Raw genomic sequence first — 23123 nt, 5'->3', positions numbered from 1 at the left:
AGGATCTCGTTCCCCTCGCTGTCGGTCAGGTAGACGCCCTTGGCACGGGTGATAATCCGCGCGCCCTTCTCGGCAAGTTCGTCATTGGTGGTGAACGGGTGCATGTGATGCGCGGCGTCAAGTGCTTGCAGCTCGGCGGTGGGCATGTGGTTGGTGATATGGGCCATAAAGAACACCTCTGGGAATGGGGAGGGAAGATTGGGCTCAGAATATGATCAAATTATGCAGAGTCAATCGAATCGCTCTGCTGTGGTGATGATAAACGGCTATCAGCCGATCAGATTTTAATCAAAGAGAGGCGCGAATCTGGACCATGCCCTGAGAAACATCCTCGGCCATGGCCTGCGCAGCCTTTGCCGCATCGCCTTCGCGAAAAGCTGCCAGCAAGTCGGCATGTTTATCCGGCAGGTTCGACGTGCCAAACCGACCGCAGACCACGCGCAGCGACGGGCCGAACATCAGCCATAAACGGTCGACGGTGGCGGCCAGAATAGGGGCCTCGGCACAGGTGTTGACGATGGTGTGAAAGCGGTAGTTCTGGGTCAGGTATTCGCCGATATCCCCGCGATCAATCGCGTGGTTCAGCGCGTCGTCCACCTGTGCAAGCTCGTTTAAAACAGTCTCTGACATGCGGCTTGTGGCACGTTGAGCAAGCTCTGCTTCAAGAGTTTTTCGCATGAATTCCAGCTCGTTAACCCCTTCGAGGTCCAGCACAGGGACCGATACGCGCCGATTGCCCTGATGCACCAGCGCGCCTTCGGCGATCAAACGTCGCAGCGCTTCGCGCACCGGGGTCATGCCCGCATCAAGGGTTTCTGCAAGGCCTTGAATGGTGACCGCCTGACCGGGGGCAAGATCGCCGAACAGGATCAGCTTGCGCACGCGTTCATAGACATGCTGATGGGCCGGCACCTTGGCCGGGCTTTCCAAAGGCTTTTGCGACGCAAGGTCAGTGGAATTTACGTTCATCAAATTTGCCTAAATTGTACTCAACCACATTTTGAACCACGGCATGCACCTGCGTAAAATTATAAATGATCTTGTCGCATGACGCAAAACTTGATCAAATTGACGAAAGGTTCGGATCAACTGAGCCTACACAACGGGAGATGACAATGAAATATAGCTTGCTCAGCTCAATCGCAGCAACGGCATTGATCGCCACCAGCGCCTTGGGTGAAGAGGTGCGGGTCTATAACTGGTCCGACTACATCGACGAAGACCTGTTGCGGAAATTTGAAAAAGAAACCGGCATTGATCTGATCTATGACGTGTTTGATAGTAACGAAGTGCTTGAAACCAAGATGCTTGCAGGCGGGTCCGGCTATGACGTGGTTGTCCCGACCGGTACCTTCCTTGAACGCCAGATCACGGCGGGGGTTTTCCAGAAGCTCGACAAAGACAAGCTACCGAACATCACCAACATGTGGGACGTGATCGAGGACCGCGTATCGAAATACGACCCCGGTAATGAATATGCCGTTAACTATATGTGGGGCACCACCGGGCTTGGCGTGAACATGACCAAGGTTAAGGAAGTGCTGGGCGAAGATGCCCCTGTCGATTCGCTTGACCTCGTATTCAAGCCCGAGAATATGGAAAAGCTGGCCGAATGTGGCGTGCATTTCCTTGACGCTCCGACAGAAATGATCCCCGCGGCGCTGAAGTTTCTGGGCGAAGATCCCCAAACCCAGGACCCCGATGTGATCGCGAAGGCAGAGCCTGTTTTGACGGCGGTTGCCCCCCACGTTCAAAAGTTCCACAGCTCGGAGTATATTAACGCACTGGCCAACGGTGATATCTGCGTTGCCTTCGGTTGGTCGGGTGACATCCTGCAATCGCGTGACCGCGCGGCCGAGGCGGATAACGGTGTCGAAATCGCCTATTACGCGCCGAAAGAAGGGGCGCTGATGTGGTTCGACAATATGGCTATTCCAGCGGATGCGCCAAACCCGGATGGGGCACATAAGTTCTTGAACTTCATGATGGACGCAAAGAATATGGCCGCCGCGTCGAACTACGTCTACTATGCGAACGGCAACAAGGCGAGCCAGGAGTTCCTTGCCGAAGACGTAATCGGGGACACAGCGATTTACCCAGACGAAGCCACGCTGGAAAACCTGTATACCATTTCTTCATATTCACCCAAGGTACAGCGTGTCGTCACGCGTATGTGGACGAAGATCAAATCTGGTATCTAAAATCGCATCGGGTCAAAGCCTTACCGGTTTTGACCCGATCAACCGGACCCTTCCATTCGGAGGGGTAAACGCTGTGCAAAGGATAGATCAAAGTGAGCCAACCCGTTTTCGCCCCGTGGGATGACCCGAACGAAAAGCCGCTTATCCGCTTCGAGAATGTGACAAAGCGTTTTGGCGATTTCGTTGCGATCGATGATCTGTCTTTGAGTATTTATGAAAGCGAGTTCTTTGCTCTGCTGGGGCCCTCGGGCTGCGGTAAAACAACGATGATGCGCATGCTTGCCGGGTTTGAAAACCCAAGCGCGGGCAAGATCGAATTGGCGGGTAAGAATATCGCGGGCATCCCGCCGAACAAGCGGGCGGTGAACATGATGTTTCAGTCCTATGCCCTGTTCCCACATCTGTCTGTCTGGGAGAATATCGCCTTTGGGTTGAAACGAGGGGATATGTCCAAGGCAGATATCGCCGCGCGCGTTGAAGAGATGCTCAAGCTGACGCGCCTTACTAAATTTGCCAAACGCAAACCCCACCAGATCTCGGGGGGGCAACGTCAACGGGTCGCGCTTGCGCGGTCCCTCGCCAAAGCGCCGAAGCTTTTGCTACTGGACGAACCGCTTGGCGCGCTGGACAAAAAGCTGCGTCAGGATACCCAGTTTGAACTGATGGATATCCAGGAAAGCACGGGGACCACCTTTGTTATCGTTACCCACGACCAAGAGGAAGCGATGACCGTCGCGAGCCGCGTGGCTGTGATGGACGAAGGGCAGATCATCCAGGTCGCGACGCCAGGAGGTATCTACGAAGCACCTAATTCCGTCTACGTCGCTGACTTCATCGGTGACGTGAACATTATCTCTGGCACGGTGAAGCCCGCAGGCGAGAATATGTACCACCTTGATTGGGTCGCGAATGAGGCCCCCTTGCTTGCGGCATCAGAACGCCCCTTTAGCGATGGGCAGGAAGCGCATCTTGCGATCCGACCCGAAAAGATCGCCATTTCTACCGAGAAGCCGACAGAAATGAAGAACGCTGTTCAGGGCACCGTTCTGGACATCGCATATCTTGGCAATCTCAGCACCTACCATGTCCAGCTGGCGGGTGGACAAGTGATCAAGGCGCAGACCGCAAACACGCGTCGGCTGTCGCGCCGCACGATCACGTGGGAGGATAAGGTCTGGATTTCGTGGAGCGCCACCGCCGGCGTCCTGTTGGAGCGATGAATATGCGTCGCTTTTTCCTTATCGCGGTGCCCTATGCCTGGTTGCTCGCGCTGTTTCTCATTCCTTTCATCATTGTTTTTAAAATTTCTCTCTCTGATCTGGCTTTGTCGATTCCTCCTTACTCCCCGACGGCAAAGGACGGGATCTGGGCGATGTTCGCGGCATTCGATCTGGAAAACTTTACCTTTCTTGCGTCGGACGATCTCTACTGGAAGGCTTACCTAAGCAGTTTGAAGATTGCGTTAATATCTACAGTTTTAGCGGTTTTGGTGGGCTACCCCATGGCCTACGGCATGGCTCGCGCGCCCGAAGAATGGCGTCCGACCCTCATGATGCTGGTGATCTTGCCCTTTTGGACCAGTTTCCTGATCCGCGTTTACGCATGGGTCGGTATTCTGAGTAATGAGGGGCTTTTGAATCAATTCCTGCTGTGGTTGGGCATCATCGATACGCCTTTGACGATCATGAACACGACGACCGCGGTCTATATAGGAATTGTTTACACTTATCTGCCATTCATGATTCTACCGATTTATGCCGCGCTGGATCGGTTGGACGAATCCTTGATCGAGGCCGCTGAAGATCTGGGATGTTCACGGTTAAAGGCATTCTGGTTGGTCACGATACCTTTGTCTCGCAACGGGATCATTGCAGGGTGTTTCCTGGTCTTTATCCCCGCGCTGGGCGAATTCGTTATCCCGTCTTTGTTGGGCGGTTCAGGGACGTTGATGATCGGCAAGGTCTTGTTCGAGGAGTTCTTTAACAACCGCGACTGGCCCGTCGCGAGCGCGGTGGCGGTGATCCTGCTGCTGATACTGATCGTTCCAATCGTTCTGTTCCAACGCAACCAGCAACGTCAGGCCGAGGTGGAGTCATGAGACGCGCAAGCTGGTTCAATATTACGTCGCTCACCCTCGGGTTTGCTTTTCTTTATCTGCCGATGATCCTGTTGGTCATCTACAGTTTTAACAGTTCGAAACTGGTGACTGTCTGGGCCGGTTTCTCGACGAAATGGTACGGCGAGCTGCTTCAGAATGAGGCGTTTCTGAATGCTGCTATGGTAACGCTGAAGGTCGCGGTGGCATCCTCTACGCTGGCAACGGTGTTGGGGACGATGGCGGCATATATCCTTGTGCGCGGGGGGCGGTTTGCAGGGCGTACGCTCTTCTCGGGTATGATCTACGCGCCGCTGGTCATGCCGGAGGTGATTACCGGCCTGTCGCTGTTGCTTCTGTTTATCGGGATCGGGCTGGACCGGGGGACGCTGACCATCGTGCTGGCACACACGACCTTTTCGATGTGCTACGTGTCAGTGGTCGTGTCATCGCGGCTGGTGACTTTTGACCGATCGCTGGAGGAAGCGGCGCTGGACCTTGGGTGTTCGCCTTTCGACGCCTTCCGTTTGGTGACCTTGCCGATCATTGCGCCGGCTGTCATTTCGGGGTGGCTGTTGGCGTTTACGCTCTCGCTGGACGACCTTGTTATCGCTTCGTTTACCACGGGCCCGTCCTCCACAACCCTGCCGATCAAGATCTGGAGCGCGGTGCGTCTTGGCGTCTCGCCCGAGATTAACGCATTATCCACCATCATGATCGGTATCGTGACTTTCGGGGTTATCACGGCGTCACTGATGTCGAAGCGCAAGGCGATCAAGGCGCAACGCGATGTGCAGGCGGCGGAACGCGCCGTGGCATGAAAGAGCGGCGGCATGGAACGAATTTTTGACGATTTTGCCTATACAGATGCGCCTAGGGAAGATTGTTGGTGGGATCAAACCTGCGCCGCTACCGACAGGTCTGTGTTGGAAGGTGACGTACCCTGTGACGTGGCGATTGTGGGGGGCGGCTTTACAGGGCTCTCTGCCGCGTTGCGCCTTGCGGAGGCTGGATATTCTGCGGTCGTGCTGGAAAACCGATACGTCGGCTGGGGCGCGTCGGGCCGCAACGGGGGCTTTTGCTGCCTTGGGGGCGGACGGCTAAGTGATGCCGCGCTGGACAAGCTTGCGGGGCGCGAGGATCGGTTGCGCTTTCGCGCGGCTGAGCTGGCGGCGATCAACTTTGTTGACGCGTTGATCACGCGGCATGGGATCGAGGTTGACCGCCACTCCGACGGGGAGATCGAGCTGGCGCATCGGCCCAAGGATATGGACGATTTTCGCACGCGCGCCCGCGAGGTGCGAGAAAACTACGGGCTGGAGGCGCGGCTTATTGATCCCGCGGATTTCGCGGCGCATGGGCTTTCAGGGCCGTTCCACGGGGCGCTGCATATTCCGGCGGGCTTTGCGCTGAANCCGCGGAAATACGTGACCGGCCTTGCTGCGGCGGCGGAAAAGGCGGGTGCGGTCATTTACCATGGTACGCCTGCGCTCGAGGTGCGGCAGGCGGCGCAGGGTCACGACGTTCGAACGCCCAAGGGCAGGGTGCTTGCACAGAAGGTGATTGTCGCTACGAACGGGTATTCGTCGGAAGATTTGGTGCCGGGGCTGTCTGCGCGCTATATGCCCACGCAGTCGACGGTCCTTGTGACCCGCCCCCTGACCGAGGCAGAGCTTGATGCCGCTGGGTGGAAGAGCGATTATATGTCCGCAGATACGCGCAATTTGCTGCATTATTTCAGGCTGATGCCGGACCGCCGGATGTTGTTCGGCATGCGCGGCGGTTTGGTGACGGGCAAAGCGGCAGAGGCGCGCGCCATTGCGCGTGTGCGCCGCGATTTTGAAAAGTTTTTCCCGGCGTGGAAAGACGTTGAGACACCCTACCAATGGTCGGGTATGGTATGTCTGTCGCGCGCGCAAATGCCCTTTGTCGGCAAGCTCCCTGACCCCGGTGCCGTCTATGCAAGTCTTTGTTATCATGGGAATGGTGTTGCAATGGGCAGCTATTCGGGCGGGNTGGTCGCGGATCTGGTGATGGGCAAACCCATCGACCGGCCCTACCCTAAGGTTATGCAAAAGCGGCTGCGAAAGTTCGAACTGGGGCGCTTGCGTCGGCTTCTGATGCCATTTGCCTATCTTGGTTTTGCGCTGTCAGATCACTAGATGTGGGTGCACCGGCTGGCTTGGCTTGCTGACTGTCAAATTGATTTAGGATAAAGTTTCATGAAGATTGCGATGATTGGCACCGGCTATGTCGGTTTGGTCTCGGGTGTTTGTTTCTCGGATTTCGGACATGAAGTTGTCTGTGTCGACAAAGACCCGTCTAAAATCGAGAAGTTGGAAAAGGGCATCGTCCCGATCTACGAACCCGGCCTTGATGATTTGATGGCCAAGAACGTTGCAGCGGGTCGTCTGTCTTTCACAGGGGACCTTGCCAGTGCAGTGGATGGTGCGGATGCCGTGTTTATCGCGGTTGGGACACCGACCCGGCGCGGGGATGGCCATGCGGATCTGACCTATGTCATGGCCGCCGCAGAAGAGATCGCCTCTGTCCTGACGGGGTATGCGGTGATCGTCACCAAATCGACTGTGCCTGTGGGCACCAACCGTCAGGTCAAACAGGTCGTCGCTAAAGCCAATCCTAAGGCCGAATTCGACGTTGCCTCGAACCCGGAATTCCTGCGTGAAGGGGCCGCGATTGACGACTTTATGCGCCCCGACCGCGTGGTTGTAGGCACGCAGAATGAACGCGCCGAACAGGTGATGAAGGACATCTACCGCCCGCTCTCGCTGCGCGAGTTTTCGATCATGTCGACGGATCTGGAAAGCGCAGAGATGATCAAATACGCCGCCAACGCGTTTTTGGCGACCAAGATTACCTTTATCAATGAAATCGCGGCGCTGTGTGAACGCACTGGTGCGGATGTGAAAATGGTGTCGAAAGGCATGGGGCTGGATAACCGGATCGGGTCCAAGTTTCTGCATGCGGGCCCGGGCTATGGCGGTAGCTGCTTCCCGAAAGACACGCAGGCCTTGGCGCGGATGGGGCAGGATCATTCGGTGCCGATGCAGTTGACCGAAACCGTGATCAAGGTGAACGACGAGGTCAAACGCCGGATGATCGACAAGGTGGTCGACATCTGTGGCGGGTCGGTAAACGGCAAGACCATCGCGGTGCTGGGGGTAACGTTCAAGCCCAACACCGACGATATGCGCGACTCTCCCAGCTTGACGATTGTGCCATCGCTGGTGGGCAACGGGGCCAAGGTGCGTGTGGTTGATCCGCAGGGCAAACGCGAGGGCGAAGCCTTGCTGCCGGGCGTGTCGTGGCTGGAGGATGCCTATAAGGCCGCGCAAAATGCGGATGCGCTGGTCATTCTGACGGAGTGGAACGAATTCCGCGCGCTGGACCTCAAGCGGATGGCCAAGCGCATGGCGACCCCTGCGATGGCAGATCTGCGCAATATCTACAGCCCGAAAGATGCCAAACGCGCCGGTTTCTCGGCCTATGTCTCTATCGGGCGCGAAGGGTTCGGGGCTTAACCTGCGCCACAGGCCCGCGCTTGGAACAGGGCGGGCCGACAGCGTGATCAGCTGCGGTGGGTTTCGCCGCGTGCTTTGGCAAGCGTCATCTGCCGCTGGCGCTCACGGAACCGCGCCTTATCCGCGTCAGAGGTTTCGCCGACGCACTGCGGGCAGCTGACGCCGGCCTCGTATCCGGGCTTTGCGGTATCTTCGGGCAGGATCGGGCGACGGCAGCCGTGGCACAGCATATGCGGCCCTTCTTTCAATCCGTGACCAACGCTGACCCGGTTATCAAAGACAAAGCAATCGCCTTTCCAGCTGCTTTGCTCTTCGGGGACGTCTTCAAGGTACTTGAGGATGCCCCCCTTGAGGTGGAACACGTCCTCCACCCCTTGGCCGATCAGGTAGTTCGTCGATTTCTCACACCGGATACCGCCGGTGCAGAACATCGCGATTTTCTTGTTGTGGAACCGGTCCTTATTCGCCTCCCACCAGGCGGGGAATTCGCCAAAGCTCTGGGTTTCCGGGTCGATGGCCCCGTCGAAGGTGCCGATCGCGACCTCATAATCATTGCGCGTGTCGATCACGGCAACATCGTCGCGGCCGATCAGATCGTTCCAGTCGGCGGGATCGACGTAATGCCCAACCTTGGCCAGCGGATCGACATCGNGCTGACCCATGGTCACGATCTCGCGCTTCAGGCGGACCTTCATNTTGCCGAAGGGCGGCGTNGTGGCGGTGCTTTCCTTCCACTCAAGATCGGTNCAGCCGGGCAGGGCACGGATATGCGCGATGACCGCGTCTATCCCCGCACGGGGNCCGGCGATGGTGCCGTTGATGCCTTCGGCNGCGACAAGCAGCGTGCCTTTGACGTCATGTTGCGCACAAAGCGCAATCAACGGCGGGCGCAGGGCGTCAGGCGCGTCAAAACGGCTGAAATGATAGAGGGCGGCAATGGTATACATGCGCGCTGAGATACGCCCATGCGGCGGTTCAGGCAAGGGGGTGCCGTGCCGCACCCGCCGTGCTATGTCCCNTGGCACAAGCTGGCCTATGAGGAACCCGATATGACCCANGCCCTGATCGTGATTGATGTGCAAAATGATTTCTGCCCCGGCGGAGCNCTTGCGGTGACAGACGGCGACGCNATCGTCGACGGGATCAACGCGCTGATGGGGCAGGTGGATGCGGTGGTTCTAACGCAGGACTGGCATCCGGCGGGCCATTCCTCCTTTGCGTCGTCCCATGCGGATAAGGCACCGTTCGAGGTGACGCAGATGCCCTATGGCGCGCAGGTGCTGTGGCCGGATCATTGTGTCCAAGGCAGCAACGGGGCCGCGTTCCACCCGCGGCTGGATCAAACCCGTGCCGACATGATCATTCGTAAAGGGTANAACCCCGCCATCGACAGCTATTCTGCNTTCTTCGAAAATGACCAGAAGACGCCTACCGGNCTTGAAGGGTATTTGCGGACACGNGGCATNACCACGCTGACGATGGTCGGGCTGGCGCTTGATTTCTGCGTCAACTTTTCCGCCGTGGACGCGGCGAAGCTGGGCTTTGATGTCGAGGTCCGTTTGGACCTGTGTCGTGCGATCGATNTGGACGGGTCGCTTTCTGCCGCGCGCGAGGCGATGACGACGGCGGGGGTTACTCTGCGCTAAGCGGGGCGTCTTCGACGGGGGCGATGTTGAGGATATCCAGCGCATCCAGCCCGCNAAGCGTGGCATCCACCGCGACGGTCGCCAGAATGATCCCCATGACGCGGCTGATCACGCTGGCGCCCGTGGTCCCCATCAGGTGACCGATCCGCCCTGCGAGCAACAAAAGCACAAGCGTGAACAGCAGCACGACNACCAGCAGGCCCGCCGTGACCAGCTGGTCTGATATCTGGTTGGTGTGGTTGTCCGTCAGGATTACAATCGCCAGCATCGCCCCCGGAGAGGCGATAGACGGCATGGCGAGCGGAAAGACCGCACCGGCGAGATGATCCCGCTCTGCCGCCTCGATTTCCTGTGTCGGTTTCGGGTCGCCGAANATCATNCTGAGCGCGAANAGNAACAGGATAATCCCGCCCGCGACCTGAAACGACCCTAGCCGCAGCCCAAGGTTCTCAAGCAGATATTGCCCGCCNACGAGGAACCCAAGCAAGACCAGACCGGCCACCAGTACGGCCCGCATCGCAAAGCTTTTGTGCAGGTGTTGCGGGACGTTGGCTGTCGCGAAAAGAAAGACGGGAAGGCTGCCAATAGGGTCGATCACGACAAACAAGGTAATCAACTCTCGCAAGAGATTGGGCCATTCCAGCATCTAGCAGCGCTCCTTAGGGGGTTAAGTCGGTGGATTACCACAGGTTTTGCACTGTGTCAGCGGCAATTCCCTTGCCCGTACAAGATGGATGGGCCACAAACACACCGCCTAAGGGAGCTTTGAACATGGTCGACATTGCAAGCCGCGTCTGGAACCACAAGTGGAAGATCGACCCTATCGTGCGGTCCCTGATCGATACGGATTTCTATAAGCTGTTGATGTGCCAGTCGGTTTTTCGCAACAAGCCGGAAACACAGGTCACATTCAGCCTGATCAACCGTTCCAAGCATATCCCGCTGGCCGATCTCATTGACGAAGGCGAGCTGCGCGAACAGCTTGATCACATCCGGTCGCTGTCACTCAGCCGCGGGGAAAGCACTTGGCTGCGTGGGAATACTTTTTACGGCAAGCGTCAGATGTTCCGCCCCGACTTCATGGAGTGGTTCGAGGGNCTGCGCCTGCCGCCCTATCATCTTGAGCGTAAGGGCGACCAATACGAGCTGACATTCGAAGGGTCGTGGCCCGAAGTCATGCTGTGGGAGATCCCCGCCCTCGCCGTCTTGATGGAGCTGCGCAGCCGCGCCGTGCTGGACCGTATGGGCCGGTTCGAACTGCAGGTGCTCTATGCGCGCGGCATGACCCGTGTCTGGGAAAAGATCGAAGCCCTGCGGGAAATCCCCGATCTGTCCATCGCCGATTTCGGCACCCGTCGCCGCCATTCGTTCCTGTGGCAGGATTGGTGTGTGCAGGCCATGCAGGAAGGCCTGGGCGACGCCTTTACCGGTACGTCAAACTGCAAAATCGCCATGAGCCGAGAGGTAGAGGCGATCGGCACCAACGCGCATGAACTGCCGATGGTCTATGCCGCATTGGCCAAGGACGACGCCGCACTTGCGCAAGCGCCCTATGACGTTCTGCAAGACTGGCACGATGAACACGAAGGCAACCTGCGTATCATTCTGCCTGATACTTACGGCACGAAAGGCTTTCTGGATAACGCGCCCGACTGGCTGGCGGGCTGGACCGGCATCCGCGTCGACAGTGGTGATCCGGCGGTGGCGGCACAGACCGCGATCGACTGGTGGAAGTCCCGCGGTGAAGACCCCAGTGAAAAGCGGGTTATTTTCAGCGACGGTCTGGATGTCGCCAAGATCAAGGAACTGCATCAACAGTTCGCGGGCAAGGTCAAAGCCTCCTTTGGGTGGGGCACCTTGCTGACAAATGATTTCCGCGGGCTGGTGCCTGACGACGCGCTCGCCCCGTTTTCGTTGGTGTGCAAAGCGGTCAAGGCGAACGGCAGCCCGACGGTGAAACTGTCGGATAACCCTAACAAAGCAATGGGCCCGCAGTCAGAGATCGACCGTTACAAACGTGTCTTTGGCGTCGGCGATCAGGCGGCTCAGAAAGTTATCGTCTGATCCGACGGCAAAAGGGGCCAGTGGTTTCCCACCGGCCCCTCTGCTTTATGCCGCCTGCGTGGGGTGCGGGGCATAACTGCAAATCGCTTAGCCGCGGTCGTCGACGATCAGGGTCAGACCGCCCATACCGTTACCGCGCACGGCCACGACCTCTTCCGAGGTGAAGCCTTCGGCTTCCAGCTCTGCGCTCAGGTCGGCATTGGCGTCAACAGAGGCGCGCATGTCATCAACGGCCTCGGCCTGTGCGTCCAGCGCGTCGTCCAGCGCGGTTGTGGTCCCCTGTTTGGATGCCTTCAGCTCCGACACGGTTACGACGTCCAGCTTGGCGTCGGCATCGAACGCGTCAATTTCTGCTTGGGTCTGCGTGTCGGTTTCGGCACCGGCGCGCAGTTCCTGGATCAACTGACCATAGTTTTCCTGCGCGGTGTCGCCGGCGTCGGTCACGGCACCCTTGGCTTGATTTAGTGTGGAATCGGTGGATAGTGAACCGGATGCGCCAACGTCAGCGCTGATGCCCGAGCCTACGTCTGCTGCGCCGCCAACGGCACCATCAACAGAGGTTTGCGCCATCGCTGCGGTGGAAACGCCGGTGGCCATCAGGGTCGCGATCAGTGTTGTGGTCGTAAGTTTCATCTGAGTTCTCCTTAGATTTACTACCAGACATCGCTTGTATGTCTGCGAGGGGAACACGGGGCCGCGGCGATCCGTTCCGGCGCGGATTCGTCCCTCTGGCGGCGATTTGCCGATCGGGGGCGCATACAGGCAAAAAACGGCGAGATAGGGGGGCTGCTATAGAAGTGATGGAACGGCGGCGCAGGGCAGGCCCCGCGGCAGGCTATTCCGGCGGATCNACCNGCCCGCGCANCGCCTTCACCTCGCCCCGCGTCTTTTTCGCCTTCAGCCGGCGTTTCTTCGAACCGAGCGTGGGGCGTGTCGGGATACGCTTTTTGGGCGGCTTCAACGCGGCGGTGATCAGTTCCTTCAGGCGCTCGCGGATAATCTCGCGGTTGCGGACCTGACTTCGGGTTTCGTCACATTGCAGCACCAACGCGCCCTCGGTCGTCCAACGACGGCCCGCCAGTCTGCGCAGACGGTTTTTGACCGGCGTCGGAATAGAAGGGGAGGTCGCGGCCTCGAACCGCAGTTCCACGGCGCTTGAGACCTTGTTCACATTCTGACCGCCGGGCCCGGAGGCACGCATGAAGCTTTCCGTCAGCTCCCAGTCCTGAATGGCAATCTCGTCCGTGATCCGCAGCATCAAACNCTCCTTCATNGCGACTATCGCATCGCGCAGACCCAAGGGAAAGGGNAACGCCCAGATACGAAAAGGGCCGCCCCGGTGCGGAGCGGCCCAATCGAATGGTTTAAGGAGGTGGNATCGGTTAGATCGGCGATCCANCCGGGTTGTTTCAACCGTCAGGGGCTGCCCTAACGGGATACCTCCCAAGCTGTTCCGACACCTCGCTCCAATACCGTTCTTGACACTGGATCACCTCCTTTACATTTGTTGAACTCACTTGAAGACTGGCACAGTAATCTGAAAACGCAAAACGTTTTCTGCACCCGTCACGGTTCACAAAAGGGTGCCTATCAACTGCGGGTCAAAAGTTGTGCAGTGATGATGCGGAAGGGGATCAGNGCAATCAGCGCAATCCCGAGTTTCACAGACCAGTCTGCAACGGCCAGCGATACCCAAAGCGGCGCGAGCGGGCCGCTGCCGAGCAATGGCAACATTTCGGCCGCCCAGGACACATCGGTTGCAGGATGCAGGAACGACAGGGCACCAGAAAATGAGATCGAGAAAAACAGCANCGTATCAAGCGTGCTGCTGACCAGCGTGCTGGCCAAAGGCGCACGCCACCACGTGCCATCGCGCAGCGCAGAGAAGATCGCGACATCGACCAATTGCGCCACNAGGAATGCCACACCGGACCCGATCGCGATGCGNAGGGTCACCAGCGGCCCGAATTCGCCCATGATCTGTGTCCCGATCAGCGAACAGACCAGCCCGACGACAAAGCCTACCAGCACGACACGGCGCGCGGCGTCCTTGCCGTAGACGCGGTTCATCACATCGGTGACCAGAAACGCCAGCGGATAGGTGAACGCGCCCCAGGTCAGCCATTGGCCAAAGAGGAACTGAACAAGAATGTTGGAGGCCACAACGATGGCAGCCATGGCAAGAATGCCGGGAAGGTAGGTGCGTGTCATATTTGAAACCGTTTTTTGCAAGGGTGCGGCGACTTGGCCTGCGGGGATCGCAGACGTCATGCGTTGTAGGGAAGGCGGGGCACCCGCGCAAGCTATTGCGTAATCGTCAGCTCGATCACCTGGGTTTCCTGCACGGAGAGGAAGTTATCGTCCGATATCATCATCACCCGCGTGCGCCCGATGGCGTCGCGCCAAACGGTCAGCGCCTCTAGATTGTCATATCGCGCGGGCAGGGTTTGCAGCAGCGTCACCGCGCTGGCCTGANCCCCNGAGAGTTCGATCCGCCGCAGGCGNGTGCGAAACCCCAGCGGGGTGACCGTACGCTCAAGCAGGTACAACCGACCTTCGTCGTCGAAATCCGCACCCACGGGGACAAAGGGGCTGTCATTTTCGAGGTAGGNCGCGATGCGCCACGTGCCGTCTTGGTATTTGTACAGCGNGATCTGATCGCCNCGGTTATCCTCGGGCAAGGCATAAAGCGCNCCCGTTGCATCAACCGCCAAAGCTTCAAACCCGGCGTTGTCGCGCAGCANTGCGCCCTCGGGCGGGGCGATGAACTGCAANGGGGTGCCNTCGGCAAGGTTGGTACGCGCGATGCGATGATCGCCCTCGTAGCTGATAAAGATGCTGCCATCCGGCGCAATCGCCAGACCTTCGGCGTCGGCCTCGGGTTTGTCCATCACCGCGCCGTTCTTATCGCGCAGCGCGACGGAATGGATGATCTCCATCCCCGTCAGCGTGCCAAGCGCGTCGCGCGACAGGTCGGCCACGATAATCCGCCCGCGGTCGCTGATCGCGGTAAGCTGTTTGCCATCCGCGCGCATCTCGACACCGGACAGGCCACCGAACCAGGGGGCGTCATGCTCCCACGTCAACTGTTGATGCTGCGCGATAGGGCCATTTGCACCCGCCGCAAAAGCAGCGGAGGCAAAGCCGAGGGCAAAAAGGATCTGTAGCAAGCTTAGTTCGAATCCAGCACGGATTGGCATTGCGCTGGCAGGTCAGCAAGCAGCAGTTCGCGCTTTGGCTTGCGCTTGGGCGCATTGGGGTTTGGTGGGGGCGGGTTCAGGATATTCGCCTGCCACTGACGCGCATCGGCGCAGCCGTCGCCCGCAGGGGGCGGATCCTGGTTGACGCAGCCAGTCGCCCCTTTGGGGCAGCTCAGCCGGACGTGGAAATGATAGTGGTGCCCGTACCAAGGGCGGATTTTGCGCAGCCAGCTGCGGTCGCCCTTTTCATCGGCACACATCTGCACCTTGGCCCCGGGGAAAACAAAGATGCGCGCCACGCGGGGATCAGATGCCGCGGCCTTGAGCACCTGATGGTGCTGCGGCGTCCAACTGCTGTTCACATAGGCTCCACGTGTGCGCCGCATGGAAATAGACGAAATACTTTCACGCTCTGCCCGGCTGAGCGACAGCGACTTGGGCGGAAGCATCCAGAAATCGGCGTCCAGACCCATCTGGTGGCTGGCGTGCCCTGTCAGCATCGGGCCGCCACGGGGCTGGCTGATATCGCCGACATACAGCCCTTCCCATCCGGGTTGCTGCGCGGCCTTCGCGCTGAGCGTTTTAATGTAATCGATCATCTCTGGGTGGCCCCAGTTGCGGTTGCGCGACAGGCGCATCGCTTGCCAGGTCGGCCCCGTTTCCGCCAGTTGTTGTGCCCCCGCGACACAGCCCTTTGAATAGCTGCCGTAAGCGGCGGAAGACTGCCGTGACCCGTCGGCTTTCGCGCCAAAAAGCTTCTTGGCCTGAATGTTGCTGCGCGCGCCCCCCGACGACCCGATGGTCGGCAGGATTTTGGACGCTTCCGCATTCGGCTTGGACGGTGACCCGCCGCAAGCCGCCAGCGTAAGGGCCAGCGCGGTACATGTGAGGATTCGTGTCAGGATCATTTCGCGAAATCTCCGTTCGGTTTCACCCAGACTAACAGAACCAGGCCGATGATGAACAGCCCTACTACAGGGGCGATCCCGATCCGCTGGCTGCCGGATACGTCGCTTGCGATGGCGATCAGGGCAGGGGCCAGAAACGAGGTCGCTTTGCCCGACAGCGCGTAAAGGCCAAACGCCTCTGTCATGCGGTCGGGGTTGCCCTGACGGGTCAGCATATTGCGCGACGATGCCTGCAGCGCCCCGCCCGCCGCACCGATCAACGCACCGGCGATGTAAAAGGCGATGTCGGGCGCGGAGGAACCTTCGGCCAGCGTGATGCCCATAATCGAGTTGGGCGTCAGCGAGATGATCAGCACGGCCATTGCAATCAGGATCAGACAGCATGTTACGATCACAGGCATCGGCCCGATCGCACGATCCACACGCCCGCCCACCCAGCAGAACACCGCGCCTGAAATCGCGGCAAGTATCCCGAAGACGCCGATATCAATAATGCTCCAGTTCAATACGCCAAGCGCGTATATCCCGCCGAATGTGTACATTCCGTTAAGCGCATCGCGGTAAAACATGGATGACCCCAAATAGGCCAGCAGCGACGGGTGACGCGGTAGGTTCTTCAGCGTAACCCACAGGTCAGAAAGCCCTTGCCCCACGCGGTAACGCGCCGCGCCGGTCACCGGCGTATCGCGCACATACAGAAAGAAGGGGATCATAAAGATCGCGTACCAGATCGCGGTCAGCGGCCCGACGATGCGCGTATCGGCTTTGGTCGCGGGGTCCAGCCCGAAGAGCGGGCTCAGCCCCGCCATCGTGCGCCCGTTGCTACCCGCCTGAAACAGCGCGATCATCACGATCAGCGCCACAACACCGCCGACATAGCCAAAAGCCCAGCCTGATCCCGACAGCCGCCCGCGCTCTCCCGGGTCGGGGTGCAGCTCTGGTAGATAGGAGTTGGTGAAAATTGTCGCGAATTCCATCCCGATCAGGCCAATGCCAAAGAAGAAGAGCGCCCACAGGACCGAGAAATCTTGCGGCGCGGTCCACCACAGCGCGCCTGATCCCACCACATAAAGCCCCGAAAACAGCCAGATCCACGGCATCCGTTTGCCCGATGAATCAGCAACCGCCCCAAGGGTCGGGGCCAGTATCGCGATCATGATCCCCGCAACCGTCAGCCCGTAGCCCCAATAGGCCTGTGCCTGCGCCTTGGCCGCATCCAGCGCCATGCCGCTATCCACAAGATTTGCCGTTGCTGTTTGCGCGAAGTAGGGGCCGAAAATAAACGTCAGAAGAAGCGTGTTATAGGGTTGGCTGGCCCAGTCAAAGAAATACCAGCCCCAGATTTTCTTGCGCGCTGACGTGGCTGCCATGACTGCTTTCTCCTGTTTTGACGGACGGTAGTGCAGCAGCCCTACGCGGCGCAAGAGCGGTGTTGGGCGCAACGCTAGCGTGAATTTCCCATAAGTATGTCATAAGACATCTCAAAAGGGTCGCTTTTCAAATCCTTTTTGCCTACACAGGGTGCCAACGTTAAGAATGTTTTGGATAATTTTACGAGGCTCCGTATGTCGATGATCCGGCTTTTGTACTTCAGCACCGCAGTTCCTTCGGTCTCTAAGACGGATGTTGCCGACATATTTACCGTCGCTGTGCGCGAGAATGAAAAACACGGTGTCACCGGTGCCTTGGCCTACAACGGACGCAACTTTTGTCAGGTGCTTGAGGGCGAAGAAGCCGCCATCCGCCAGTTGATCGAAAACATCCAGAAAGACAGTCGTCACAGCGGCTTCAAAATCCTCGATGAAAAGCCGATCGAGACACGGCATTTCGCCGATTGGTCCATGCTTCAGGTCGATAGTCTGGATTTTTCTGTCGTCATCAACGCGATGCAAGCGTGATGTGATGCGATTTTACCAAGAGCGGCGTGCCAACGCGCTGCCGCTCTTGTTCTTTGATGCCAGCGCACCTACTTTCGCGCTGTGCAACGAAAGGCCCCCTTATGACATCCCTGTTTCAGATCCTGATGCTTCTGCTGAACATCGTTTGGTTCATCATCATCGCACATGTCATCATGAGCTGGCTGATTAATTTTCAGGTTTTAAATCTTCGTCAACCTTTGGTGGCGCAAGTTTGGGATGGGCTGAATCGCTTGTTGGAGCCTGTTTACGGGCGGGTCCGCAGCTTTCTGCCGCAAATGGGCGGGCTTGATCTGGCACCGCTGGTCGTTCTGATCGCCGTTGCCGTTCTGCGTATCCTGCTGATCAACAACGCCGCGCTGTTCTACTGATCGGGCGGCTGCTGGGGCAAAGACCCCGCCGGACGCACGGGCAGGGATTGTTCCCCGCCCGCGACTATGAGATTCTGCAAACTGCAGGTTAGATACAGTTGGGTTTTTCATGTCAGGCGCTGCCACGCTACTTCGTGATGTCTTTGGATTTGACGGGTTCCGCCCCGGCCAACAAGAGATCGTAGAGGCCGTTACCGCCGGCGAAAACACATTGGCCATCATGCCCACGGGTGGTGGTAAATCTCTTTGTTTCCAAATGCCTGCACTTTTGCGCGACGGGGTGACGGTGGTGATATCGCCGTTGATTGCCCTGATGCGCGATCAGGTCCGCGCGCTGCAAGAGCTTGGCGTCGGGGCGGGGGCGCTGACCTCTGGCAATACGCCCGAGGAAACCGATGCCGTGTGGGAAGGGCTTGAGGCCGGGACGCTCAAGCTGCTCTATATGGCCCCAGAACGGCTCGCTGCCGGGTCGGTTACGGGCATGCTCAAACGGGTTGGCGTATCGCTGATCGCCGTGGACGAGGCGCATTGCGTCAGCCAGTGGGGCCATGATTTCCGCCCCGATTACCTGCGCATCGGCGAATTGCGTCGTACGCTTGACGTTCCGCTGGCCGCGTTCACCGCAACGGCGGACACGGAAACCCAAGCCGAGATCGTTCAGAAACTATTCGACGGTGTCCCCCCGCGCGCCTTCCTGCGCGGGTTCGACCGGCCCAATATTCATCTGGCCTTTGCGGCCAAAAACGGGCCGCGCGCGCAGATACTGAACTTTGCGTCAGGGCGTAGGGGGCAGTCGGGCATCGTCTATTGCGGAACGCGGGCCAAGACCGAAGGGCTGGCCAAAGCGTTGCGCGACGACGGGCACCTGGCGCTGCATTATCATGGTGGGATGGAGGCGGACGACCGCCGCACCGCCGAACGCCGTTTCCAGCAGGAAGACGGGCTGATTGTGGTGGCGACAGTGGCCTTTGGCATGGGCATCGACAAGCCGGATATCCGCTGGGTGGCCCACGCCGATCTGCCCAAATCCATCGAAGCCTACTACCAAGAAATCGGGCGGGCGGGTCGCGACGGTGCGCCGGCCGAGACGCTGACGTTGTTCGGCCCCGATGATATCCGATTGCGCCGCAGCCAGATCGACGAAGGGCTCGCTCCGCCCGAACGGCGCGCCGCNGANCATGCACGGCTGAACGCGCTGNTGGGGCTGGCCGAAGCATTGGCGTGTCGCCGTGCGAACCTGTTGAAATACTTTGACGAAACCGATGTCACCTGTGGTAATTGCGACCTTTGTGATACGCCTGTCGATGTGTTTGACGGGACCACCGCCGTGCGCAAGGCGCTGTCGGCGATGCTGCGCACCGAGGAATGGTTTGGCGCAGGNCATCTGATCGANATCCTGNTGGGCAATGAAACCGATAAAATCCGTGAACGCGGGCACAGCGATTTACCGACCTATGGCGTGGGCAAGGAATATGACAAACGCGAATGGCAGGCGGTGTTCCGGCAAATGATGGGGCACGATCTGGTGCGCCCCGATGCCGCACGTCACGGTGCGCTGCGCATGACCGATGCCGCATTGCCAATCCTGCGCGGTGAGGCGTCGATCTCTCTGCGNCGGGACAGTATNCGCGCCGCCGCATCGCAGCGCCGTCCTGCGGTCANGGCGATGGTCAGCGACGAGGACGCGCCGCTGCTCTCTGCGCTCAAGGCGAAGCGACGCGGGTTGGCAGAAGCCGCCAAAGTGCCCGCCTATATCATCTTTAACGACCGCACCCTGATCGAGATGGCCGAGAAACGCCCGGATACACTGGACGCCATGGCNCGTATCGGCGGGGTGNGGGCCAAAAAGCTCGAGAATTTTGGCGATGCGTTTCTAGAGGTGATCAACGGGGCCGCCGCCGAGATGCACCCGACGCGGCGCAAGCTGGCNGGACGCGCGGCAGGNTCGGTGTTCGATCAANTGCGCGAAGTGCAAACNACCTTGTCTCGTGGGGCAGATGGGGGCGAAAANCCGTTGAGCTGCTCGACCTCGCTGCTGGCAAAAGTGGCGCAGCTGCACGCGCCGAACCTTGATGCCATCGAACGCATTTTGGGCGAGAAACGCACCGAAAGGTTTGGCCCCGCATTTCTGGACGTTTTGCAACAAGCGGGCTAGCTCTTGCTGCGACCAAAAAAGGAAAATCCATGCTGACCGTTATCTCTCCCGCCAAGAAAATGGACTGGACCCCGCGCGACGTCGATATGACGACGCCCGACCTGCAGGANGATGCGGTCGCCTTGGTCAAGGTGGCCCGCGAGCTGAGCGTTGGTGATNTGCAATCATTGATGCACCTGAGCGAGAAACTGGCCAAGCTGAACCGCGACCGTTTCACCGCGTTCGAGGAAAATCCGTCCCCCGATGTTGTGCGCCCCGCTGCCTTTGCCTTTGCTGGTGACACCTATCAGGGGCTGGAAGCGACCAGCCTGGACCCTGATGAACTGNACTATGCCCAAGATCACCTGCGCATTCTGTCGGGGCTTTATGGTGTGCTGCGACCCTTGGACGCCATTCAGGCGTACCGGCTTGAGATGGGCAGCCGATTGAAAACGCCGCAGGGCAAATCGCTCTACGACTATTGGGGCGCGCGCNTGTCCGAAGCGTTGAANGAACAGGCGGAANAGACCAACNGCAAGGTNTTGGTGAATTGTGCCAGCCAGGAATATTTCGGCGCTGTCNACCTTAAGGCGCTGGTGCCGACGGTTGTGACACCACAGTTCATGGAAGATAAATCGGACGGCAAAGGGCCCAAGATTGTCAGCTTTTACGCCAAGAAAGCCCGNGGCGCGATGGCGCGTTTCGTGGTGCAGAACCGGCTTACCGACGCCGANGCGATCAAGGATTTCGATNTNGGCGGGTACGCATGGCAGAAAGAGCTGTCGACGCCGGAAAAACCCGTATTTGTGCGGCCCTATCCCACCAGCTGACCCTCCAGCGGGAAAGCCGCGTTGGGGCAGTAACGGTTAAGGAGCGCCACAAGCTCCGCCTTGCGCAAGGGTTTGGTGAGGAAATGATCCAGCCCGGCGGCGAGTATCCTTTCCTTTTCGTCCTGAATGGCATGCGCTGTCAGCGCGACAATCGGGCAGCTGCTTGCCTCGCCTTCCAGCGCACGAATGGCGGCGGCGGCGTCTTTTCCATTCATCTTGGGCATAGAAATGTCCATGAACACCANATCGGGCCGGAAGGTTTCAAACAGCGCAACTGCCTCTTGCCCGTTGGTGGCAAGTTGCAGGTCGATGTTCAGCCGTTGCAGCATCTTTCGAAGCACCAGACGATTGGTCTTATTGTCCTCGGCCGCCAAGACCCGCATCGGNCGGGTACCAACAGGCACCGGCTGCATCGTTGACACCTCGGCCAGCAGCTCGGTGACGCTGATCGGGTTCTTCATGATCCGGCGCACGCTCGTATCATCCATACTATCGCGANTTTTGTCGGGCGTCTGACTGTACAGGATTACCTCGGTCGCGGGGTCGGAGACGTGCACCGCGCGGGCAAATTCGATCCCGTCCATATCGGGCAGCGTGTCGTCGACAAGCAGCAGATCAATACTGCCGTCCAGCGCGGCCAGCCCCTCCGAGCCGGTGCCACAGGACGTCACGCGCACACCGATATGTTCCAGATTGCGCTGCAAGATCGATCGGCAGATCGTTTCCCTTTCGACAATCAGNACATGGCGCAGGAANGGGGGTGGCTTNAGCGGNGGCGCGGCACTGTCCTCTTGGGCCTTCAGGGGCAGTTCGAAGCCGAAGCACGACCCAACNCCATGCTCTGACGTGACCCAAATCTCGCCCCCCATCAGTTGTACCAGACGTTGGCAGATGGCGAGCCCCAGTCCCGTCCCCTCTGCATTGGGGCTGGGGTCGCTGCTGGCTTGGGTAAACTCCCCCATGATATGTTCAATCATGTCCGGCGCGATGCCGATGCCCGTATCCTCGATAGANATTTTGATGAGCACGTTGCCAGCGCCCGCATCAGGTAGCCCCGTGGCGCGGATCANNATATGCCCGTTTTGCGTAAACTTAACAGCATTTCCCACCAGATTGGTAAGCACTTGNCGNATGCGCCCTGCATCCCCGACCAGTTTGCGCGGCAGGAACAGGTCGTANTCCAGNGCGAGGTCCAGCCCCTTTTGCACCGCAAGGGGCTGTAAAAGCAGCAATACCTCTTGGAAGACACGTTCCAGATCAAACGGGGCGGGGTGGATGCTCAGCCGGTTTGCCTCGATGCGCGAGAAATCCAGCACGTCGTTGATGATGACCAGCAACGCTTCGGCAGAGGTCTTTATGGTGTCGACATATAGGCGTTGGTCTTGGGTCAGCGCGGTATCGCCAAGCACCTCCGTCATGCCTACGATCCCGTTCATCGGTGTGCGGATCTCGTGGCTCATCTTGGCGAGGAAAAGCGATTTCGCGCTGTTGGCTGCCTCGGCCGTGGCGCGGGCATCGACGAGCTTGCGTTGATATTCCACGGTTTCGGTAATGTCGCGGGCGAGNGATACGATATCNCCGCCTTTTCCCCTTTGATCGACGATCTTGATATATGCGCCATTCCAAAGCTTTATGATGATGGGTGCCGGAGCCTTTTGCTGCGATCGCAGAAGCATCTTGGCGCGCCATTCCTCTGGCGTGCGGCGCCCGATGTTAACGATCCCTTCATCGGTGAGCACGCGNAGGATGGTAGAGTAGCTGACACCCGGACGGATGGCATCNATANCGTCGAACACGGCCAGATAAGACCGATTGGCCATGATCATTTCATTGTCTTTGTTGAAAAAGGCAAAGCCGTCGTGGATGGTTTCGACCGAATGCCACAGCCGGCGTTGGGTCAGTTCGATCTGTTCCCGCGCGGCACATAGATCGGACATCACCCGTTTGTTTTCGCCGCGGATGTTTTCAACCTCCGCCCGTGTTTCAGAAATCTCGACAGAGACATTTTGCGCGTGGTCATCCAGCTTGCGGTAAGCGGCACAAAGCTCTGCCTGGGTTTGTTCAAGCAGCGCTTCCACCTCTGCGCGGCGGCGTTGTTCATGGGCAAGCTGGTCAGCTGGTTTCATCCAAAGCTCCGAATCCCTCCTATCGGGGGGATCATGCGGGGCTTGGGGTGAACAACTGNTTAAGCGTTGCGNGATTTATCGGGCGGTGGC

General features: G+C 58.8%; 22 protein-coding genes and 1 pseudogene. 12 read left to right on the top strand and 11 right to left on the bottom strand.

All coding sequences use genetic code 11. The annotated features are described in order from the left end of the window. Positions 1–167: pseudogene (locus CBB63_RS02840) on the bottom strand (aspartate aminotransferase family protein); the annotation flags it as partial. A gap of 121 nt (positions 168–288) precedes the next feature. Then, complete coding sequence (locus tag CBB63_RS02835; RefSeq protein WP_286698069.1) at positions 289–969, bottom strand: GntR family transcriptional regulator; 681 nt, start codon at positions 967–969, stop codon at positions 289–291. Between the two features lie 146 nt (positions 970–1115). Here CBB63_RS02835 and CBB63_RS02830 point away from each other — a divergent pair, with 146 nt between their 5' ends. From CBB63_RS02830 to CBB63_RS02805, 6 genes are all read left to right on the top strand, one after another. Beyond that, positions 1116–2201, top strand: coding sequence for a polyamine ABC transporter substrate-binding protein (locus tag CBB63_RS02830; protein WP_286698068.1), 1086 nt, complete (start codon positions 1116–1118; stop codon positions 2199–2201). Between the two features lie 92 nt (positions 2202–2293). Continuing rightward, positions 2294–3421 carry an ABC transporter ATP-binding protein gene (locus CBB63_RS02825; protein WP_064217298.1) on the top strand — a complete coding sequence of 376 codons (1128 nt, stop codon included), beginning with the start codon at positions 2294–2296 and terminating at the stop codon, positions 3419–3421. A gap of 2 nt (positions 3422–3423) precedes the next feature. Beyond that, positions 3424–4299 carry an ABC transporter permease subunit gene (locus CBB63_RS02820; RefSeq protein ID WP_037942582.1) on the top strand — a complete coding sequence of 292 codons (876 nt, stop codon included), beginning with the start codon at positions 3424–3426 and terminating at the stop codon, positions 4297–4299. Next, complete coding sequence (locus CBB63_RS02815) at positions 4296–5117, top strand: ABC transporter permease (RefSeq protein ID WP_005850514.1); 822 nt, start codon at positions 4296–4298, stop codon at positions 5115–5117. Before CBB63_RS02820 ends, CBB63_RS02815 begins: the two co-directional genes overlap by 4 nt. Before the next feature lie 12 nt (positions 5118–5129). Further along, positions 5130–6458: an NAD(P)/FAD-dependent oxidoreductase gene (locus tag CBB63_RS02810; RefSeq protein WP_286698067.1), complete on the top strand. Its 1329-nt coding sequence runs from the start codon at positions 5130–5132 to the stop codon at positions 6456–6458. Between the two features lie 60 nt (positions 6459–6518). Beyond that, positions 6519–7838: a UDP-glucose dehydrogenase family protein gene (locus CBB63_RS02805; protein ID WP_009825590.1), complete on the top strand. Its 1320-nt coding sequence runs from the start codon at positions 6519–6521 to the stop codon at positions 7836–7838. 47 nt (positions 7839–7885) lie between these two features. On the opposite strand, the gene trhO is transcribed toward CBB63_RS02805, so the two are convergent. After that, the gene (gene trhO / locus CBB63_RS02800) at positions 7886–8785 is read right to left on the bottom strand and encodes an oxygen-dependent tRNA uridine(34) hydroxylase TrhO (protein WP_286698066.1); all 900 of its coding nucleotides are present in this window, start codon (positions 8783–8785) and stop codon (positions 7886–7888) included. Positions 8786–8887: 102 nt separating this feature from the next. Here trhO and pncA point away from each other — a divergent pair, with 102 nt between their 5' ends. Then, positions 8888–9484, top strand: a complete 597-nt coding sequence (pncA, locus tag CBB63_RS02795) for a bifunctional nicotinamidase/pyrazinamidase (RefSeq protein ID WP_286698065.1) — start codon at positions 8888–8890, stop codon at positions 9482–9484. Here pncA and CBB63_RS02790 read toward each other — a convergent pair. Then, the gene (locus CBB63_RS02790) at positions 9471–10130 is read right to left on the bottom strand and encodes a MarC family protein (RefSeq protein WP_286698064.1); all 660 of its coding nucleotides are present in this window, start codon (positions 10128–10130) and stop codon (positions 9471–9473) included. The two genes, pncA and CBB63_RS02790, sit on opposite strands and share 14 nt — an antisense overlap. 125 nt (positions 10131–10255) lie before the next feature. Here CBB63_RS02790 and pncB point away from each other — a divergent pair, with 125 nt between their 5' ends. Further along, on the top strand, positions 10256–11548 hold the full coding sequence (gene pncB / locus CBB63_RS02785; RefSeq protein WP_009825586.1) for a nicotinate phosphoribosyltransferase: 1293 nt from the start codon (positions 10256–10258) through the stop codon (positions 11546–11548). An 87-nt stretch (positions 11549–11635) separates the two neighbouring features. Here the strand turns inward: pncB and CBB63_RS02780 are convergent, their stop codons facing one another. From CBB63_RS02780 to CBB63_RS02755, 6 genes are all read right to left on the bottom strand, one after another. Further along, entirely contained in the window at positions 11636–12181 is a 546-nt protein-coding gene (locus CBB63_RS02780; protein WP_286698063.1) for a nicotinate phosphoribosyltransferase, read from the bottom strand. A gap of 202 nt (positions 12182–12383) precedes the next feature. Continuing rightward, a complete protein-coding gene (gene arfB, locus CBB63_RS02775) occupies positions 12384–12806 on the bottom strand; it encodes an alternative ribosome rescue aminoacyl-tRNA hydrolase ArfB (protein ID WP_286698062.1) in 423 nt (140 codons plus the stop codon). Between the two features lie 332 nt (positions 12807–13138). Then, positions 13139–13759: a queuosine precursor transporter gene (locus CBB63_RS02770; RefSeq protein WP_286698061.1), complete on the bottom strand. Its 621-nt coding sequence runs from the start codon at positions 13757–13759 to the stop codon at positions 13139–13141. A 92-nt stretch (positions 13760–13851) separates the two neighbouring features. Next, on the bottom strand, positions 13852–14748 hold the full coding sequence (locus CBB63_RS02765; RefSeq protein ID WP_502695846.1) for an esterase-like activity of phytase family protein: 897 nt from the start codon (positions 14746–14748) through the stop codon (positions 13852–13854). After that, entirely contained in the window at positions 14721–15656 is a 936-nt protein-coding gene (mepA, locus tag CBB63_RS02760; RefSeq protein WP_009825581.1) for a penicillin-insensitive murein endopeptidase, read from the bottom strand. The genes CBB63_RS02765 and mepA overlap by 28 nt, the downstream gene beginning before the upstream one ends. After that, entirely contained in the window at positions 15653–17026 is a 1374-nt protein-coding gene (locus tag CBB63_RS02755; RefSeq protein ID WP_286698059.1) for an MFS transporter, read from the bottom strand. Before CBB63_RS02755 ends, mepA begins: the two co-directional genes overlap by 4 nt. 201 nt (positions 17027–17227) lie before the next feature. Here CBB63_RS02755 and CBB63_RS02750 point away from each other — a divergent pair, with 201 nt between their 5' ends. The 4 genes from CBB63_RS02750 to yaaA all read left to right on the top strand — a co-directional run bounded on the left by CBB63_RS02750 (position 17228) and on the right by yaaA (position 20907). Continuing rightward, on the top strand, positions 17228–17554 hold the full coding sequence (locus CBB63_RS02750; protein ID WP_286698058.1) for a BLUF domain-containing protein: 327 nt from the start codon (positions 17228–17230) through the stop codon (positions 17552–17554). Positions 17555–17655: 101 nt separating this feature from the next. Beyond that, positions 17656–17943, top strand: coding sequence for a YggT family protein (locus CBB63_RS02745; protein ID WP_005850500.1), 288 nt, complete (start codon positions 17656–17658; stop codon positions 17941–17943). A 109-nt stretch (positions 17944–18052) separates the two neighbouring features. Then, entirely contained in the window at positions 18053–20098 is a 2046-nt protein-coding gene (gene recQ / locus CBB63_RS02740) for a DNA helicase RecQ (protein WP_286698057.1), read from the top strand. 29 nt (positions 20099–20127) lie between these two features. Further along, the gene (gene yaaA / locus CBB63_RS02735) at positions 20128–20907 is read left to right on the top strand and encodes a peroxide stress protein YaaA (protein WP_286698056.1); all 780 of its coding nucleotides are present in this window, start codon (positions 20128–20130) and stop codon (positions 20905–20907) included. On the opposite strand, the gene CBB63_RS02730 is transcribed toward yaaA, so the two are convergent. Further along, the gene (locus tag CBB63_RS02730; RefSeq protein ID WP_286698055.1) at positions 20892–23033 is read right to left on the bottom strand and encodes a response regulator; all 2142 of its coding nucleotides are present in this window, start codon (positions 23031–23033) and stop codon (positions 20892–20894) included. The two genes, yaaA and CBB63_RS02730, sit on opposite strands and share 16 nt — an antisense overlap. Between the last annotated feature and the right edge of the window lie 90 nt (positions 23034–23123).

Source organism: Sulfitobacter sp. TMED3, from assembly GCF_002167505.1.
Lineage (GTDB): Bacteria > Pseudomonadota > Alphaproteobacteria > Rhodobacterales > Rhodobacteraceae > Sulfitobacter > Sulfitobacter pontiacus.
The sequence above is the reverse complement of the archived record's forward strand: the minus strand, read 5'-3'. Positions and strand labels throughout refer to the sequence as shown.